Annotated in this window: 18 protein-coding genes; 8 read left to right on the top strand and 10 right to left on the bottom strand. The window is 40.5% G+C overall.

The features are described 5' to 3' along the window. Window positions 1-4: 4 nt before the first annotated feature. Window positions 5-1573, bottom strand: a complete 1569-nt coding sequence (locus AC6JA8_RS05235; RefSeq protein ID WP_497976096.1) for a PAS domain-containing sensor histidine kinase — start codon at window positions 1571-1573, stop codon at window positions 5-7. A gap of 129 nt (window positions 1574-1702) precedes the next feature. Between AC6JA8_RS05235 and AC6JA8_RS05230 the strand changes: the two genes are divergently transcribed. Next, window positions 1703-2020, top strand: coding sequence for a hypothetical protein (locus AC6JA8_RS05230; RefSeq protein WP_497976095.1), 318 nt, complete (start codon window positions 1703-1705; stop codon window positions 2018-2020). Window positions 2021-2046: 26 nt separating this feature from the next. Here the strand turns inward: AC6JA8_RS05230 and AC6JA8_RS05225 are convergent, their stop codons facing one another. The 3 genes from AC6JA8_RS05225 to AC6JA8_RS05215 form a co-directional block, all read right to left on the bottom strand. After that, window positions 2047-2430, bottom strand: coding sequence for a CBS domain-containing protein (locus AC6JA8_RS05225; RefSeq protein WP_102242743.1), 384 nt, complete (start codon window positions 2428-2430; stop codon window positions 2047-2049). Window positions 2431-2438: 8 nt separating this feature from the next. Beyond that, window positions 2439-2651 carry a hypothetical protein gene (locus AC6JA8_RS05220; RefSeq protein ID WP_497976094.1) on the bottom strand — a complete coding sequence of 71 codons (213 nt, stop codon included), beginning with the start codon at window positions 2649-2651 and terminating at the stop codon, window positions 2439-2441. A gap of 113 nt (window positions 2652-2764) precedes the next feature. Then, window positions 2765-3115, bottom strand: coding sequence for a CBS domain-containing protein (locus AC6JA8_RS05215; protein WP_497976093.1), 351 nt, complete (start codon window positions 3113-3115; stop codon window positions 2765-2767). 335 nt (window positions 3116-3450) lie between these two features. On the opposite strand from AC6JA8_RS05215, the gene AC6JA8_RS05210 reads away from it, so the two are divergent. Next, window positions 3451-3960, top strand: coding sequence for a hypothetical protein (locus AC6JA8_RS05210; RefSeq protein ID WP_497976092.1), 510 nt, complete (start codon window positions 3451-3453; stop codon window positions 3958-3960). On the opposite strand, the gene AC6JA8_RS05205 is transcribed toward AC6JA8_RS05210, so the two are convergent. Both AC6JA8_RS05205 and AC6JA8_RS05200 read right to left on the bottom strand, forming a co-directional pair. Next, window positions 3953-4408: a YiiD C-terminal domain-containing protein gene (locus tag AC6JA8_RS05205; protein ID WP_497976091.1), complete on the bottom strand. Its 456-nt coding sequence runs from the start codon at window positions 4406-4408 to the stop codon at window positions 3953-3955. The two genes, AC6JA8_RS05210 and AC6JA8_RS05205, sit on opposite strands and share 8 nt — an antisense overlap. A 1-nt stretch (window position 4409) precedes the next feature. Next, complete coding sequence (locus AC6JA8_RS05200) at window positions 4410-5456, bottom strand: NAD(P)-dependent alcohol dehydrogenase (protein WP_497976090.1); 1047 nt, start codon at window positions 5454-5456, stop codon at window positions 4410-4412. 271 nt (window positions 5457-5727) lie between these two features. On the opposite strand from AC6JA8_RS05200, the gene AC6JA8_RS05195 reads away from it, so the two are divergent. The 4 genes from AC6JA8_RS05195 (at window position 5728) to AC6JA8_RS05180 (ending at window position 8613) form a co-directional block, all read left to right on the top strand. Next, window positions 5728-6018, top strand: coding sequence for a hypothetical protein (locus AC6JA8_RS05195; RefSeq protein ID WP_497976089.1), 291 nt, complete (start codon window positions 5728-5730; stop codon window positions 6016-6018). Window positions 6019-6096: 78 nt separating this feature from the next. Beyond that, on the top strand, window positions 6097-6342 hold the full coding sequence (locus tag AC6JA8_RS05190; protein ID WP_497976088.1) for a hypothetical protein: 246 nt from the start codon (window positions 6097-6099) through the stop codon (window positions 6340-6342). An 89-nt stretch (window positions 6343-6431) separates the two neighbouring features. Further along, complete coding sequence (locus tag AC6JA8_RS05185) at window positions 6432-7184, top strand: substrate-binding periplasmic protein (protein WP_497976087.1); 753 nt, start codon at window positions 6432-6434, stop codon at window positions 7182-7184. 85 nt (window positions 7185-7269) lie between these two features. Then, window positions 7270-8613: a hypothetical protein gene (locus AC6JA8_RS05180; protein ID WP_497976086.1), complete on the top strand. Its 1344-nt coding sequence runs from the start codon at window positions 7270-7272 to the stop codon at window positions 8611-8613. Here the strand turns inward: AC6JA8_RS05180 and rnk are convergent. Both rnk and AC6JA8_RS05170 read right to left on the bottom strand, forming a co-directional pair. Then, the gene (gene rnk / locus AC6JA8_RS05175) at window positions 8610-8984 is read right to left on the bottom strand and encodes a nucleoside diphosphate kinase regulator (RefSeq protein ID WP_497976085.1); all 375 of its coding nucleotides are present in this window, start codon (window positions 8982-8984) and stop codon (window positions 8610-8612) included. The two genes, AC6JA8_RS05180 and rnk, sit on opposite strands and share 4 nt — an antisense overlap. A 164-nt stretch (window positions 8985-9148) precedes the next feature. Continuing rightward, a complete protein-coding gene (locus AC6JA8_RS05170) occupies window positions 9149-10492 on the bottom strand; it encodes a cytochrome P450 (protein WP_497976084.1) in 1344 nt (447 codons plus the stop codon). Between the two features lie 48 nt (window positions 10493-10540). On the opposite strand from AC6JA8_RS05170, the gene AC6JA8_RS05165 reads away from it, so the two are divergent. Continuing rightward, the gene (locus tag AC6JA8_RS05165) at window positions 10541-11800 is read left to right on the top strand and encodes a hypothetical protein (protein ID WP_497976083.1); all 1260 of its coding nucleotides are present in this window, start codon (window positions 10541-10543) and stop codon (window positions 11798-11800) included. Here the strand turns inward: AC6JA8_RS05165 and AC6JA8_RS05160 are convergent. Continuing rightward, window positions 11775-12587 carry a lysophospholipid acyltransferase family protein gene (locus tag AC6JA8_RS05160; protein ID WP_497976082.1) on the bottom strand — a complete coding sequence of 271 codons (813 nt, stop codon included), beginning with the start codon at window positions 12585-12587 and terminating at the stop codon, window positions 11775-11777. The two genes, AC6JA8_RS05165 and AC6JA8_RS05160, sit on opposite strands and share 26 nt — an antisense overlap. A gap of 77 nt (window positions 12588-12664) precedes the next feature. Between AC6JA8_RS05160 and AC6JA8_RS05155 the strand changes: the two genes are divergently transcribed. Next, window positions 12665-14053 (top strand): condensation domain-containing protein, encoded by a 1389-nt coding sequence (locus AC6JA8_RS05155; protein ID WP_497976081.1) that lies wholly within the window; start codon window positions 12665-12667, stop codon window positions 14051-14053. Here AC6JA8_RS05155 and AC6JA8_RS05150 read toward each other — a convergent pair. Next, complete coding sequence (locus tag AC6JA8_RS05150) at window positions 14007-14975, bottom strand: AraC family transcriptional regulator (RefSeq protein WP_497976080.1); 969 nt, start codon at window positions 14973-14975, stop codon at window positions 14007-14009. The two genes, AC6JA8_RS05155 and AC6JA8_RS05150, sit on opposite strands and share 47 nt — an antisense overlap. Between the last annotated feature and the right edge of the window lie 69 nt (window positions 14976-15044).

The following is a 15044-nucleotide window of genomic DNA, read 5'->3' as shown; positions in this document are numbered from 1 at the left end:
GTTGCTAAGTAGGAGGATTCCAGGGAAGTTCGACATAAAAAGTTGAGCCTTCCCCTACAGTACTCTCGGCCCAGATCCTTCCGTTGTGAGCAGCAATAATTTGATTAGCGATGTAGAGACCAAGCCCCAGCCCTTTGGTTTGTTGTTTCTCTGAAGCGCGCTCAAAACGATCAAAAATGCGCTCCATTGATGATTTCTCAATACCAATACCGTGATCTTTTACGCTGAAAATAATTTTATTTCCTTTGCACTCTAAAGCAAGAGCAATAGGCTTTCCTTCACCGTAGCGAATAGCATTGTTGATCAAGTTACTAATGACCTGCTCAATGCGCATACTATCCCATTCCCCGATAACTTGGGTGCAACCTGTGATTTTAAATTCAGGATATTCAAGTCCTGCCACCTTAAAATGTGGGTCCATACGAATGACAACTTCTTTAACAAACTGAGCGAGGTCAAAAGTTTCTTTTTTAATAGTCAATTTACCTGAACGGATGCGGGCCACATCTAACATGTCATCAATCAAACGAGTAAGGCGGGAAACTTGTTTTTCCGTATGATCAGAAAAACGCCTAATGCGAGCTTCTTCGAAAGCTTTAGGATTGCCACTTACAATATCGCGCTTGAGAAGTTGTGATTGGATTTTTAAACTAGTCAGTGGTGTATTGAGTTCGTGAGAAGAAATGGAAAGAAAGTCATCGCGGACAATGATGGCTTCATTAAGTTTTTGTTCCAGTCTTTTACTTTCATTAATATCAATAAAAGAAACGGCAATCCCTTGATTAAAAGGATAGGCCCAGACTTGATACCATCTCCCAAAATCTGGAAAATAACCGATGATTGAAGCGTTTTCTCCCAGATCCATCGCCTTATGATAGGCCTCTTCAAAAACACTTCCGCGCAAACTTGGAAACACTTCCCAAATGGTATAGCCAATGAGTTCTTCAATTTCCATTTTCATCAAGGCCAATGCAGACGGATTGATATAATCAACAACCCAATTTTTATCCATTGATAAAAATGGCATCGGGGCCGCTTCAAGCAAGATCCTGAATTTTTCTTCATTGCGGGATAAGGCCTTTTTATTCAAAACATCACTGGTTGTATCAATAACAGTGTCCAGCACTCCTCCCACTGTTCCGTCGGCATTTCTAATCGGGCAATAAGTAAAATTAAAATAGCGCTGAACCATGCGCCCATTGTAATTGATCGTCATCGGGTGATCATCAAAACGTACATTTTCTCCATTGAACACACTTTCAAACAAAGGAGAGATTTCTTCCCACAATTCAGACCAGGTCACGCTCGGAGTAGAGCCTAGGGCCTTTGGATGTTTATCACCAAGGAGTTCGATATAAGCATCATTATAAAACTGGATAAGGTTTTGTCCCCAAACGATGTACATAGGAAATTTGTTTTCCAACATAATCCCCAAAGCCGTGATCAAATTCGCCGGCCACTTCGATGGGTCCCCCATAGGTGTCGATTGCCAATCAAAAGTCGCAATCCTTTTTCCCATTTCTCCTGCATGGGCCAAATGATTGAGACACTTGTTTTCGCGAATTATGTTCATAGTACGTTTTTATCGCAAAAAAAGGACCTGCACAAATAATGTTTTGGGATAAACACAATGACCTACTCGTGGCATCAATTAACATATGACGGCTTAGTGATTGCATATAAAAAAGCTGGGAAATGCAAAATGAAAAAGGAGCTTTTTATGACCCGTAAAGCAGACACCATTTCTTATAAAGAATTTAATAAATTAACTAATCCCAAAGGCGATCAAGTTACACCTGAAGGCGTATTGTTTGATGACGAAAATATTAATAGCCTGGAAGAAACCTTAATGGGTATGGAATACGACGTCGAGGATCTTGATGAACTTGAAGATGAAGAAGACAATGAAATCATGTTGGAAGCGTTGGGCGAAGAAGATGAAGAAGATGAGGAAGACCTGATTGCTGATCGAAATGATGAAGTAGATGAAAGTGCTTATTACCGGGGCAGGCAATTATAAAAAAGGCCACACCCGTGGCCTTTTTTTTACATTAACATTTTAGTTAGTTTTTCTCTTTCTACAACTCCAGTCACATGGCCATTCATATCCACAACTGGAATAAAGTCCATGTGATTTTGCCTCATCACATTGAGACATTCTTCATAGCTCGAGTTTTCTGCAACAACGGCAGGGATACTTCTCATGCATTCCACCGCACTTGTATCCGAAGGCATCGCTCCATGCTCAATGGCCTCAGAGGCCATATCTTCCAAACTAACCACTCCAATGGGATGGCGGTCTTTTTCTGAGTCTAGTACCAGAAGCTCCTTGTAATCATATTTTTTTAGAAGGTGCTTAATTTCTGCAATTCTTGTCTCCGACGTACAAAACATCGGATCGTTGTTCATAATCTCTGTCACCTGATTCATATAAACTCCTAGACGTTTTTCTTTTTCCAGTTATTGGAATCTTTTTGTGAGGATGGATTTTTAGGATTGTTTCTTAAAGTGTCTTTTCTTTTTAAGTCCCCTCCATACTCCGGCATTTCATTGGATGTCGCATTGGCTTTGCGCTGTTGATCTGGAATCCAATCATCTTGCAGGTTCTTATCAAGCCCTCTTTGACGGTTATTTTCTTTAACTATATTCATACATCCTCCTTGAAGACGACATCGTACATAGTGGATTGCACTATTCATGCCGCAATACTTGAGTTGTTATTTAAAGAGTTTGCTATTATTTAGCTGGGGCGATTTTCCCCTTCTTATTTTTTTAAAAGGATCTTTTCCGTGATGATCCCACATAGATGACCTTGTTTATCAATCACCGGAACTTGCTCTATGTTATTCATGATCATAAGCTTTAAACATTCATCAACTGTTGAATCTTCATCAACAGCGCGGGTGTCTTTTGACATGCAATCAATAACCTTCTCGGCGCTGGCCGCAAGGTCCCCAATGCTTACAACTCCTATGATCTTTTTATCTTCAAGACTATTGACCACGGGAAGCTTGGAGCATTCATATTTCTCCATCATAAGTTTTGAATCTTCGATCTTTGTAATAGGTGTGCAACACACTAAATCTTTAATCATCACTTCGCTTACCTTATCCACATAACCTCCTCTTGTTTGGTAGCCTTGCTATAATTGCAATACGTATACCAAGCAAATTTCGCAGAAGTTTCTCTTTGGCATCCGACATGCAATTTATTTTAACGGGAAGCGAAGTGATGAGGTTGTATTGAGGCCCTTCGCGCAAGAGATGAACTTCCAGATGTTCTGGACAAGGCGGACGTCATAGTCCTACAAAGCGACCGGATCCAGACTAAAAAGGAGACGATAATTTCATAAACTATCGAGACTCAAAAAGTTCATCGACCTTTGTTCCCATTATCAATAGAAGCCGCCCCTTTTGGGGTGGCTTTTTTAATTGAGGTGGTGTTAAATTTATGGATATGAATGACATTAATAATCTCAAAAAAGAACTTGATATCAAGATCCACGCGCTCTTTAAAGACAATCAGGCGTACCTGGATTACTTACTACAAACAAAGAAAAACTTTCTTTACCGTTACCTGGAAACATCGACGGACAAAGATATTAAGATCGTCAGCAGTAATGAAAAAACACTACTGGCCCAAAGTTATGAAAGCAACATGGGAGATGCCTTTAAGATTACCGATGCGGAAGTCAAAGAAGGAATCAAAAACCTCGCTAAGAGTGTTCCGCGTGAACAAAAACCGCAAGTGCAATACTCGCTAAAAACAACTCTTGAAGAACTGCGTGGAGACAATGGCAAGATTGTTATTGAATCAAAAATTAACTGGGGTTTTCCAGAGTTTAACGACAGCAAAGGAAACTTCAAAAAAAAGCAGGTGGTGTTTGAGTACCACGATCCGAATGTCTTTAGAAAAGAGCTCGCTCTAAAATTCGAAGAAGCGTGCGAGCTTTTTAATTAGTCTTTTTCATTAATACAAACACCGCTGAGTAATCACAAAGCGGTGTTGAGTCGTTATCCATAAAAACTTTTGCTTTTAATTGAATTTTTCCAAAACCATTAGTGCCAATTTTCTTTTTAAACTCACTCCACTCGGCTGGAATGATTTCGGCCTTTACTTTAAAATCGCGATCTACCGGCTTCAGATACCTGATTTTGCCTTCGCCAATCACCAGGTCAAAACCCTCCAGTTGATGGGCGATTTGCAATGAATACATAAGTCCATAACAAGCAGATGTGCACACGGAGTACAAGCTTCCACCAAAAACAGTTCCTTTGTGATTGTGATTCGGTGCCAATGGCACTGAGGCAATACAAGAATCTATTTTAAATTCATCAAAGATCACTCCCATTTGTTTTACGATAGGGATTTCCACTTCAATAATTGATTGAATATCTGCTGTCTGCATTTTACGCCTTTTTTAAAGATTCCATATCAATAACAAAACGGTATCTGACGTCGCCTTTTAACATGCGCTCATAAGCTTCATTGATTTGATTCATGTTGATGAGTTCAATATCTGAAGTGATTCCGTGTTTTCCGCAGAAGTCTAACATCTCTTGTGTTTCCTGGATACCTCCAATCAACGATCCGGCAAGAGAACGTCTGCCAAAAATAAGCGCTGGGGCCTGAACTGTTGGCGCTGTGTTTGGAATTCCCAAAAGCACCATTGAGCCGTCACGTTTTAGAAGATTTAAGTATAAGTTCCAATCAAGCTCTACTGAAACTGTATTGATAATTAAATCAAATGTACTTTCTAGCTTGGTAAATGTCTCTGGATTTGAAGTGGCATAAAATGCACTCGCTCCTAGCCTCTTTCCGTCTGCTTCTTTTTTTAGACTCTGGCTTAAAATAGTGACTTCGGCTCCCATAGCGTGGGCCAATTTAACGGCCATGTGCCCGAGGCCTCCGAGTCCAATCACGGCCACCTTTTTTCCAGGCCCTGCTTTCCAGTGTCTTAGTGGTGAATAAGTTGTAATCCCTGCACATAGAAGTGGGGCCACTCCATCCATCGATAAATTATCTGGAATTTTTAAAACGAAAGATTCTTTAACAACGACTGCAGTTGAATAACCTCCGTATGTTCTCGAGCCATCTTTTTCAACCGCATTGTATGTTCCAACAGAGTTATCACAATACTGTTCAAGTCCTTCTTTACAAGATTGACAGTGCTGGCATGAATCCACTAAACACCCAACACCTACGCGATCACCGACCTTGAATTTTTTTACACTACTGCCAACTTTCGTCACGACTCCAACGATCTCATGCCCTGGGACGATTGGGAAAACTGAGCCTCCCCATTCGTTTCTCGCTTGGTGAACATCTGAATGGCAAACTCCACAGTGAGTGATTGAGATCTCAACATCATCTGCGCGTGGATCACGACGATCAATAGAAAAAGGAGCAAGTGGACTATGAGCATCTTGAGCAGCATAAGCTTTGATATTTTTCATGATATTCTCCATGGTATGAGTTGGAAAAAATGATCACCGTATCTCCCGAGCTGGTCAAGCTCTTTAGCGGTAACTCCCTTGATCCTATTAGAAGTTTTTTAGAAACTGACTATTTTTTAGACGATTTGAGGCATTATGGCAGAGCGACTTTTGACCTGTAGCTTTTTACCCCGGTACTTGGGTGGCTTTTTTTCTCATTTTGAACTCTTAAACTTTGGTACTGAATCTGCATTTTAGTCAAACGAGGAAACATCAAGTTAGGAGACTACTTATGCGCCATTCAAATGAAGAAAAAACAGATGTCGTAAGTGTTATTCTCGACGATCGCGAACTTTTAAATACCTTTGTAGACACTCTGGCCGAGAGAAGTGAGCGAACTTATGAAGATATCTCACAGGTTATAAGAGCGGAGTCTATAGGTGGAATTCAGCGAATAAGGTGTTACATCTGGAAGTCACTAAAAGACCTGCTTCACAAAATTGCACAAAAGACTCAAGTGCTGGCTGTGCTAGCGGAGTATCACGCGAAGAAAGAAGTAAAGAAGATCAAAAAGAATACATAAGAAAAACTCTCTAATGCTATGGTTTTAAACTTGCACTTTTTCCTCCTAGGTAGCACGTCTTTTCACAGGAGGAAACCTATGGACACTTTACAAAGATTCCACTCTGACGACCCCAAAGAACAAGCACTCAATATCGCCCAAAGCATTTATGAGCTCAAACGCTACTGTCATGATGAGAGCGTGCATGTGAACGACCCTAAAGCAAAAGCATTGTTTGAAACAACAGCTGAAGTTCTGGCAGGTTTAGAAAAGGCCTTCAGTGACTTTCAGTCAGAAAATGTTGGCGGGTGGGTAAACGATGAAAATCGCCCAACGCCCATGTAAGAGTTCAAATGTAGATTGGTGGTCTTAAGAATGCTTTAATTTTCTATAAACCATGGCTTTTTTTAAGGCATCCACTATAATGTGACCCTATGAATTTAGGTATATGCTCTTTCATTTTTCTCTTAGGTTTCCAGTCAATGGCCCAAGCTTCAACCTGGAAGATAGCGACTCTCGAATTCCCACCACACACTTGCCAAAAAGATTGTGATGGCAACGGCTCTATGAATAAGACGCTCTCAGAAGCTTTAAAAAATGTCGGAGTCAAAACAGAGTTCTACTGGCTGCCTTGGTCGCGTGCCATTAATGAAACTAAAAAAGGAAAATACATAGGCTACTACCCTGCATGGCCGGAAGACTGCCAAAGTGGATTTATGTTTTCTGAAACGATCAGCAGATCTGATCTCGGCATTGCTGAAAGAATTTCACATCCACTTATGTTCAAACAAGCGACAGACCTCGCTCAATACAAAATTGGCACTGTTCAGGATTACGGCAATACCAAAGAGATCAATGAAATGATCCAAAAAGGTATTCTGAAATCAGAAATGGCCGTTAAAGATGAGATGAATATTAAAAAAGTTGCCCTGGGAAGACTTGACGGTGCTCTCGTCGATGTCAGTATGCTCAAGCACTTCCTAATGTATCAACACCCGGAGTATAAAAACCTTATCCAGTTAAATCCAACCATCATCGAGAATAAACGCATGGGGATTTGTATTCGTAAAAGCTTGTGGCAAAGTCTAAACAATACTCTTAAAAAAGCTTTCAAGAAGGTTGATCCCATAAAGACTTCCGCCGAAGCCCTTAAAAAACACTTCGCTTCACGTGCAAAAAAAAGCTGATCATTCTATTCCACTTTTTTAAGTCGTTGACGATTGCTCCGCACACTCGTTAGTGTTGAAGAGACACTTTTTCAAGGAAGAAAAAATGAAAAACCCCCTAGTGGCCATGATCGCCCTATTCTGGTCTTTTACTCTCAATGCTGAAGGTATTTTCCACGCTCCCAAGGCGTTTAAGGTCCCAGAAGGGCAAGTTGTTTTTATCGATATAAAAACAGCGGACTACTCTGTCACATACGATCCTAAAACTAAAAAAGTCACGGCACAATCGACTCTCGTCTTTGAAACGAAAGAGGCCGGCATGGTCGCCTTTGACCTGGTAGAAAACCCAACAAGCATGAGTTTAGATGGAGAAGCTGTTTCTTCAAAAGTCATCAGCTCTCCAGATAAAGACACGTGGTTTAGAATTGCACTTAAGAATACAGCTCCTGGATTACATAAGCTGGAAATCAGCTCACCAATTACTCAAGGTGTGAACTTTGGTGGCGAAGGCGTCTCTTCTGCATTTTGGTTTACTGATTTAGGAGACCGCTCTTACCTAGAAGCTTATTTGCCAGCAAACTTTGAATTCGATCAGTATCAAATCACATTGAACCTTGATTTTAAAAGTATGAATAAACAGAAGATTTATACCAATGGTAAAGTCACGACTCTGGAAAACAACCGCTACAGAATCGAATTTCCTGAGACCTATACATCTTCATCGCTTTACTTTCACACTGCGTGGACAGGTCGTTATAACGAAAAGAGTTTTGTGTTTAAATCTATCGATGGAAGAGAACTTCCGGCCATCGTTTATACAGGGGATAAAAGTTTAAACCTGGATAATATTAAAACTAAAATCACTCAAAGCCTCGATGGTCTGGAAACGAAGTACGGTCCTTTCCTGCACCAAAGTGTCACAGTCTTTATCGCCGGTAGCGGAGGAATGGAATACTGTGGGGCCACGATGACTGATGTGTGGGCACTTAACCATGAACTGACTCATTCATACTTTGCCCGTGGTGGTTTTATGCCGGCCAATGGAAACTCTGGCTGGATTGATGAGGCCATCACCACATGGAGTGATACAGGAGCGGGCACTCTGGAGAACCCAAACAATATTCGCTCGAATATGGCCGGGAATTCTGAGTACCGCCGCTACACTCACATGGACGCTTACACTCAAGGAAAAAACTTCATGGCCTACCTGAACTATAAATATCAGGCAAGCGGAGGTCTTGGCGCTTTTTTAAATCAACTGATATCAAGTGACTCTTTCAGACCAATGACCACAGAAGAATTTGTCGGCAAAATGTCTGACTTTTACAATGAAGACTTGATGCCACTTTTTAAGAAGCACACTTATTCAGGCAAAAGTGTCCAAAACACTCCTGATGAGCATCCTGTTCACATGAAAATGACTATTCAAGAAATGCGAAGCCTTCTTTAAGGCTTCGCAACTTCTAAAATCCTAAGCGTCTTGGTTTTTCCATCGGGAAACATCCAATTAATCTCCTGCCCTACTCGCAGACCGATAAGAGCTGATCCTAAAGGGGCCAGGATAGAAATGCGGCCTTCTTCAAAGTTAGCTTCACTAGGATAAGTCAAAATGATAGTCATGGTTTTATCTTCCTGCACTGTCAGGAAGGTTACCTTAGAGTTCATCATTACAAGATCCGAAGGGATCTCATGCTCACCAATAATTCTGGCGCGTTCAATTTCAATTTCTAAATTTTCATAGTCACCGCTGCTCTTAAAACTTAAGAGATGCCTGATTCTTAAATAGTCGCGTTCTGTGAGTAAAATCACATCGTCGTACATACGAAGTCCTTGGTTGGAAGTTAAATAAATGGGAAAAATGTTATGAATGTAAAGGTGACCGAGGGCAAGACTCCCCAGTCAAAACTATAGTGCGATGGTTTTGCGTGATGAAATAGTGAATGGAAACGATTTCTGTTGAGTCATAGGACCATTTTAACAGAAGATTATTTCTTATGCAATGTCAGGCGAACGGGGCGGTCGGTCTTAAGGGTGACATACCCTTTAACTCCCACTTCTTTCTGCATAGTTGTCATTTTAAAATGCTTGAAAAATTCTAAAGCAAACACCGTGATTTCCATCAACGAAAATCGCGATCCAATACAATTTCTTTTGCCAATGCTAAAAGGCACAAAAGCTCCGCGTGGAAGATTTTTAATAACTTCACTATCTAAAAATCTTTCAGGCATAAAATCATCAGGATTCTTCCACCATCTCGGATCGCGATGAGCGACATACGGACAAACGGCCAGGACGTGTCCTTTTTTAACATTCCACTGCCCTACTGAATTATCCTCAGTAATGTTACGGGCAATAACCCATCCGGCAGGATAAAGTCTCATCGTTTCGTTAATGATGGCCTCAAGAAAAGGATATTTTCCTAACTCATTTGATGTTTCAAATTTATAATCACCGCTCTCGAGCTCTTTGATTAAACGTTCTTGGTACTCTGGTTTTTTGGCCAACAAATAATAAAACCAGCTCATCGTAATCGCCGTCGTTTCATGACCGGCAATTAAAAACGACATGACCTGATCAAAAACTTCTTCACGGCTCAAGTTGAGCTTATCTTCATCTTCTGCGGCAATTAAAAGATCCAGCATATCTTTTGAATCACGGCCCTTATTCTGAATTTTATTATCGTAAAGCTTTTCAATTTCGGTCTTCACTCTTTTTAAAGCACTCTTAAACTCTACGTGCTCTTTTACCGGAAAACTCAGAGGTACATTAATAAGATTAGTCATTCTACGAGAAACAAACCGCATGCAAATGTGCATGTCGTGGGCCATTTGATCCATCTTTTGAGAATCGAGGCTCGAACCAAAAAATGAAGTCACCGCAACCTCTAGGGCAAAATCAAACATCTTTCTCGACCAGTCGAGCTCTTGTTCCACTTCAAGCCTGGCAACAAATTGCTCTGAAGCCTTTTTAATCTGAACTAGTAAAATATCCAGACCATTTTTTCCAAAAATAGGATTGAGCATGCGCCTTTGTTTTTCCCAGTCCTTTCCTTCACTGGTCAAAAGACCGGTCCCCATTAAGTGCCTTAACTGATTGTATTGATCACCCTTGATATAGATATCAGATTTATCCTGAAGAACTTCTTTGATATGGTCGGGATGAAAAAACAAATAAAAGCTCTTCCAGCCAATGCGTGCTGTAATGGCATCACCATAAAGGCGGGCCATGCGAGGGTAAAACTGAACCCCTTCATCTTTCATTTGAAAGAGATTGCCTAGGAAGAGATTTCCACGGGCCTTAGGAGGAGATTTCAATCTTGTTTGATTCATGAATTCAATGTTAAGCTTAGAAAGAACTCTCGTCAATTAAGGGAATACATGACTCAAGTGAAGTTATCTTTTCAAGACACTTTCCTACTCGCTTTTGAAAGAGAGGACCTGCCTTTTAACTCATTCTTTTATTTTGAATCAGAAACCGCTTTCGACTTAAAAAAGATCAGACAAACTTTCATCAAGCAAGTGGAATTAGAGCCACAGTTAAACCTGATCTGTTCTTATGAAACCGGTAAGTGCACATATCGCAAATTTTCAAATAGTGAAATAGCCAATGCCATCACCACACTGATGACTGACAAACATGAAGAGACGTTTCTAGCTTCTCATTTTGATGAAACCTCTCCTCCTGTAAAATTGGGATTGATGAATAAAAATGGAAAACACCTGCTCATCTTCTCTTTCCATCATCCGCTTTTTGATGGTCACGCTCAGATGAATTACTTACAGGATTTTTTTACTATTTATCGCGGTGAAGACTACACTCCACGTTCGCTTTCTGAAATTGTCCATTTTAGAAGTTACTTTCTTAAGACATCACCGCTTTGGTATTTAAAACAACTTTTTGGACTTTTTAAACGCGAAAAAAAAGAACCTATTCAAATCTCGCGCTTTTTTGACCACGAAACAACCTCGCGTGTTATGAGCTACTCACTTTTGGAGTATGATAAAAAAAGTATTGATCAATCAGTTAGAAAAACGAAACTTTCGGCCACGACCTTTTTCTCTTTCTGCGCCCTACGCGCTTTTGACCGAATCCAAAAAGAACGCGGCGATAACCAAAATCCAGTTGTGATCTACATCCCAAAGAGCATGCGTTTTGAAATGAAAAAAATGCGCGCCTTTCAAAACCTGGTTGGCTTTATCTGGATGAAGTTTAAAAGAGAAAAAATCACCAACGAACAGGCCCTGGAACACTTCAGAGACTTTTACAAATACCGCTCTGGCGGTGATGAAATAAGAAAGGTTCTCTTTTTTGCAGGTCTTATTACTAAATTCACTTCTTACCAAAAGCTTCGTTTTCTTCTGGAGAAAAAAGAAAAAAAAGTTCACGACTGCTCTATTCTTATCAGCAGCGGACGCACTCCTAAAGATGTTGTTTTCCCTGATGAATTTAAAAATGCCAAGTTCTATGCCCGCGGAACAATGTATCGTTCGCCCGGTATTGGCATTTTAGTCACAAGCAATGAAACCCACGACTTTGTTTGTGTAGAGTATTTAAAAGGCGCTTTTAAGAAAGAAAGTATCGAGCGTTTTTGCCAGATCCTCGATGAAGAAATTAAGAGTCATAGATCTGATTCATAATCTCTGCCACCTTGTCCTCCAGCTCATCCTGACTCATCTGACTCGTTTTTAATCTTGAATGAAAAGTCATCGTAATTTTTGAAGGAAAAATCACAGTCAATGGTGTGATGGAAAAAACAAAGATGGCCAGTGGGACTATCGCCCACCATGGAAGTGAAAGCAAGGTCATGAGAAAAATAAAAAGCCCACACATAAGAATCTGACCTAAAGAAACTGAAAGCCACTTCAATCCTAAAATCCAGGGAAGCACCAGTATCTTTGAAAGCCACTGACTTTGAAAAAACACTGGATTTACAAAATGGCTGCCTTTAAAAGTAATAGGCACGACATCCACTCCATTTTCTTTGGCGATTTTTGCCCAACCGTGACTGTCTCTAAAAGAATTCTTCTTATAATCAGCTAAACTGCGCAAGGCCTGCTTGTTTCCACCTGGAAAAATAAGAACCGAATCTCCTGCTGCAAAAACTTCTCTAGCCACTTCATAGGTCGCAGGGACAGCTCCTACCCATTCGTAATACTCTTTAATCAACGGCACACGAAAAATAGAAGGATGAGTAAAACCAAAAACGATATGAGAGTGCTTAAACAATCGATCCACTTCAAAGAGGATGCTATGGCTTTCAATGAGAGCCCCAATATTGTGATTGGAAACATAGAGGGTTGGAACTGCCTTGAGTTCTTCTTTTTGGATAACCTCTAGGCGGAAATAGGCCCTAAAAAAGGGATGCAATAGGGTCTTGAGCCCTTTAATCAGTCTTGGCTTACGTTTATTCCATGAGTTAGTCATTGTCTAATTATCACACGGCCCGGGTGTTTTTTACAGGGTTTTCCCAAGGTGCCTAAGGATTAGTCTATGATGAAGCCATGAGACTAAAAAACCGCCTTCCGTTAAATAGCTTAGAAAAGTTCATGCTAGCGCACGAATCGGAGACTATTGCCTATAATAGCCAGATCATCGTTGAATTTGACGGCACTTTAGACCCTCTTTTTTTTAAACAAATCCTTAAACAAGCAATCAATGATATTCCATGGCTTAGAACAAAAACCACTCAAGGTTTTTTTGGCTGGAGCCGCTCAGTTATCAGTGCTGATGATGTTAATTTAAACCTGGCACTTAAAGTCAGCGACCACCCATTATCAGCTTCCGAGATTGATACTTTCTGTTCACAGAAGTTTGACTTAGAAAATGCACATACATTTACTTTTTTAATTTCACCACTTCCGGGAAATCGCCAGCAACTCATTTTTAATGTTCACCATACTCTTTGCGATGCTGCCGGACAATTCTTAATCATGGAAGAAATCTTTAGATTAATGAATAACATGCCCGTTCGCGAGGAAGCTAAAAAAAGAGAGACCTTCCGTTACCGCCAACTATGGACGCTAATGGGAGCAAAATGGTTTATCAGTAAACTTTGGGAAAATAGAAAATCACTTAAAGGCCAGCGCCAATATAAAATGGCCTCTCTTGTGGATCATCCTGAATCATCAGGACGCCAGGTTTCTTCTCTTACTTTCGACTTAAGCGAAGAACAAAGGCAATCTCTGCGCGAACTCTCTAAGAGCGCTCAGGCCAGTCTGACAGAGTATATTGCTTTTAATGCCTTTAGCGCATACGACCTGACTTTACGTGAACGTGGAGACCTGAAGACGCCTATCATGGCCTATCTTCCAAAAACACTTCGCCCCCTATTGCGCATCCGCTACTCATTCCAGAACATTCTTTCAACTGTCGTTGTTGTAGGAAAGCGCGATGAAATTCACCAGCAAAAATTTCTATCTAAAATTAAGCACATTATTCAATCACATAAAATGGATCAGGCCGCGAAGTTTATCTTCAACACTCTTCTTCCATGTGCTTTGATTCCGACTAAAAAATTGCAAACTTTTTTTAAGAAGATCGATAGCGATCCAGAGAACCTGACATGCTCAATGCTTATTAGCGCCGGAAAAGTTCCAAGGTCATACACTTTCCCTCACGAGTGGAAAAACATCAGAATTTGGGCAAGAGGAACGATGCTAAAGTCTCCGGGTGTTGGAATTATTTATACTGGAACAAATGACTGCGAGACCATTACTATTGAATATGTCAAAGGACTGACTGACCTAGCGACAGTAGAATCTTTAAAAAAGAATTTACTTATGATTCTGTCTTCAAAACCTGAAGAAAAAGAAACAAATGACCAGCTTAAAATTCAATTAATTCCTAAAACACAGGAACGTCTGGTTCCACAAGAAGCAATTCTTCAGTAGCCACTTTGCCTTTTTTATAATTTCGTTTAAATTCTCCAGGTGTAACACCGCAGGCTTCTTTAAAGACTTTACTAAAAGCGCTTTCTGACTCATAACCAACACTGTGAGCGACTTCGGCGATACTCATATTATTCTTCTGAAAGAGAAGTCCTGCCTTGTGCACACGCCATCTCGTCAAGTATTCCAATGGAGACGACCCCACGACCAACTTAAAGCGCGAAGCAAATGCGGAACGGGACATACCAGCTTTTTCGGCCATCGTTCCGACCGTCCATTTATAACCTATATCCTGATGGATACCGATCATTACATCTTTTAAATTTTCATCAAGAGAAGCCGCAAGCCAGCCTGAAAGTGAGTCCCTGAAGTCGATAGAATAACTTCTTAGAGCATAGACAAAAAATATCTCACAAAGCCTGTCAACGATGGCCTGGGAGCCGATCAAATGGTTTTCAGACTCCACCATCATCAGTTCAAAAATACTTCGGAAGGCCCGGCAACGAACCCGGCATACTGGTAAGTGCATTTCAGAAGGAAGAATCTTGATAAGCAAATCAAGGTTATAATCTAAATTAAAAAAACCAGTGATGACTAAAGCAGCATCACCGTCTCCGCCATACTTCAGACGATTTCCACCTTGCTCATGCAAACATAAGTTTTTAAACTCCGTCGGCAATCTTTCCTGCTCATCAGAAAGGACGTAATCATCATCGCTAAAGAGCAAAAACATATCGCCACTTGAGAGTTGGATGCCTTCTGGAGATTTTTTTGTACGTATCCAACACCTATTTTCAAATACCAGGATAAACCGAACATCTCCTCTACACCTTGCTTTTATCGACCATGGTGCTTTTACCTCATGAACAAGGTAGGATGCTTTAATTACACGAATGGATTCAAAAACTTCTTCCAGAATGTCCACCAGCTTCTCCCGATTTGGACGAATGAGCATTTTAAAAAGACGAACAAATAGAACGATTATTTAATATAG

The sequence above is a fragment of the Bacteriovorax sp. HI3 genome (assembly GCF_059738875.1).
The sequence above is the reverse complement of the archived record's forward strand: the minus strand, read 5'-3'. Positions and strand labels throughout refer to the sequence as shown.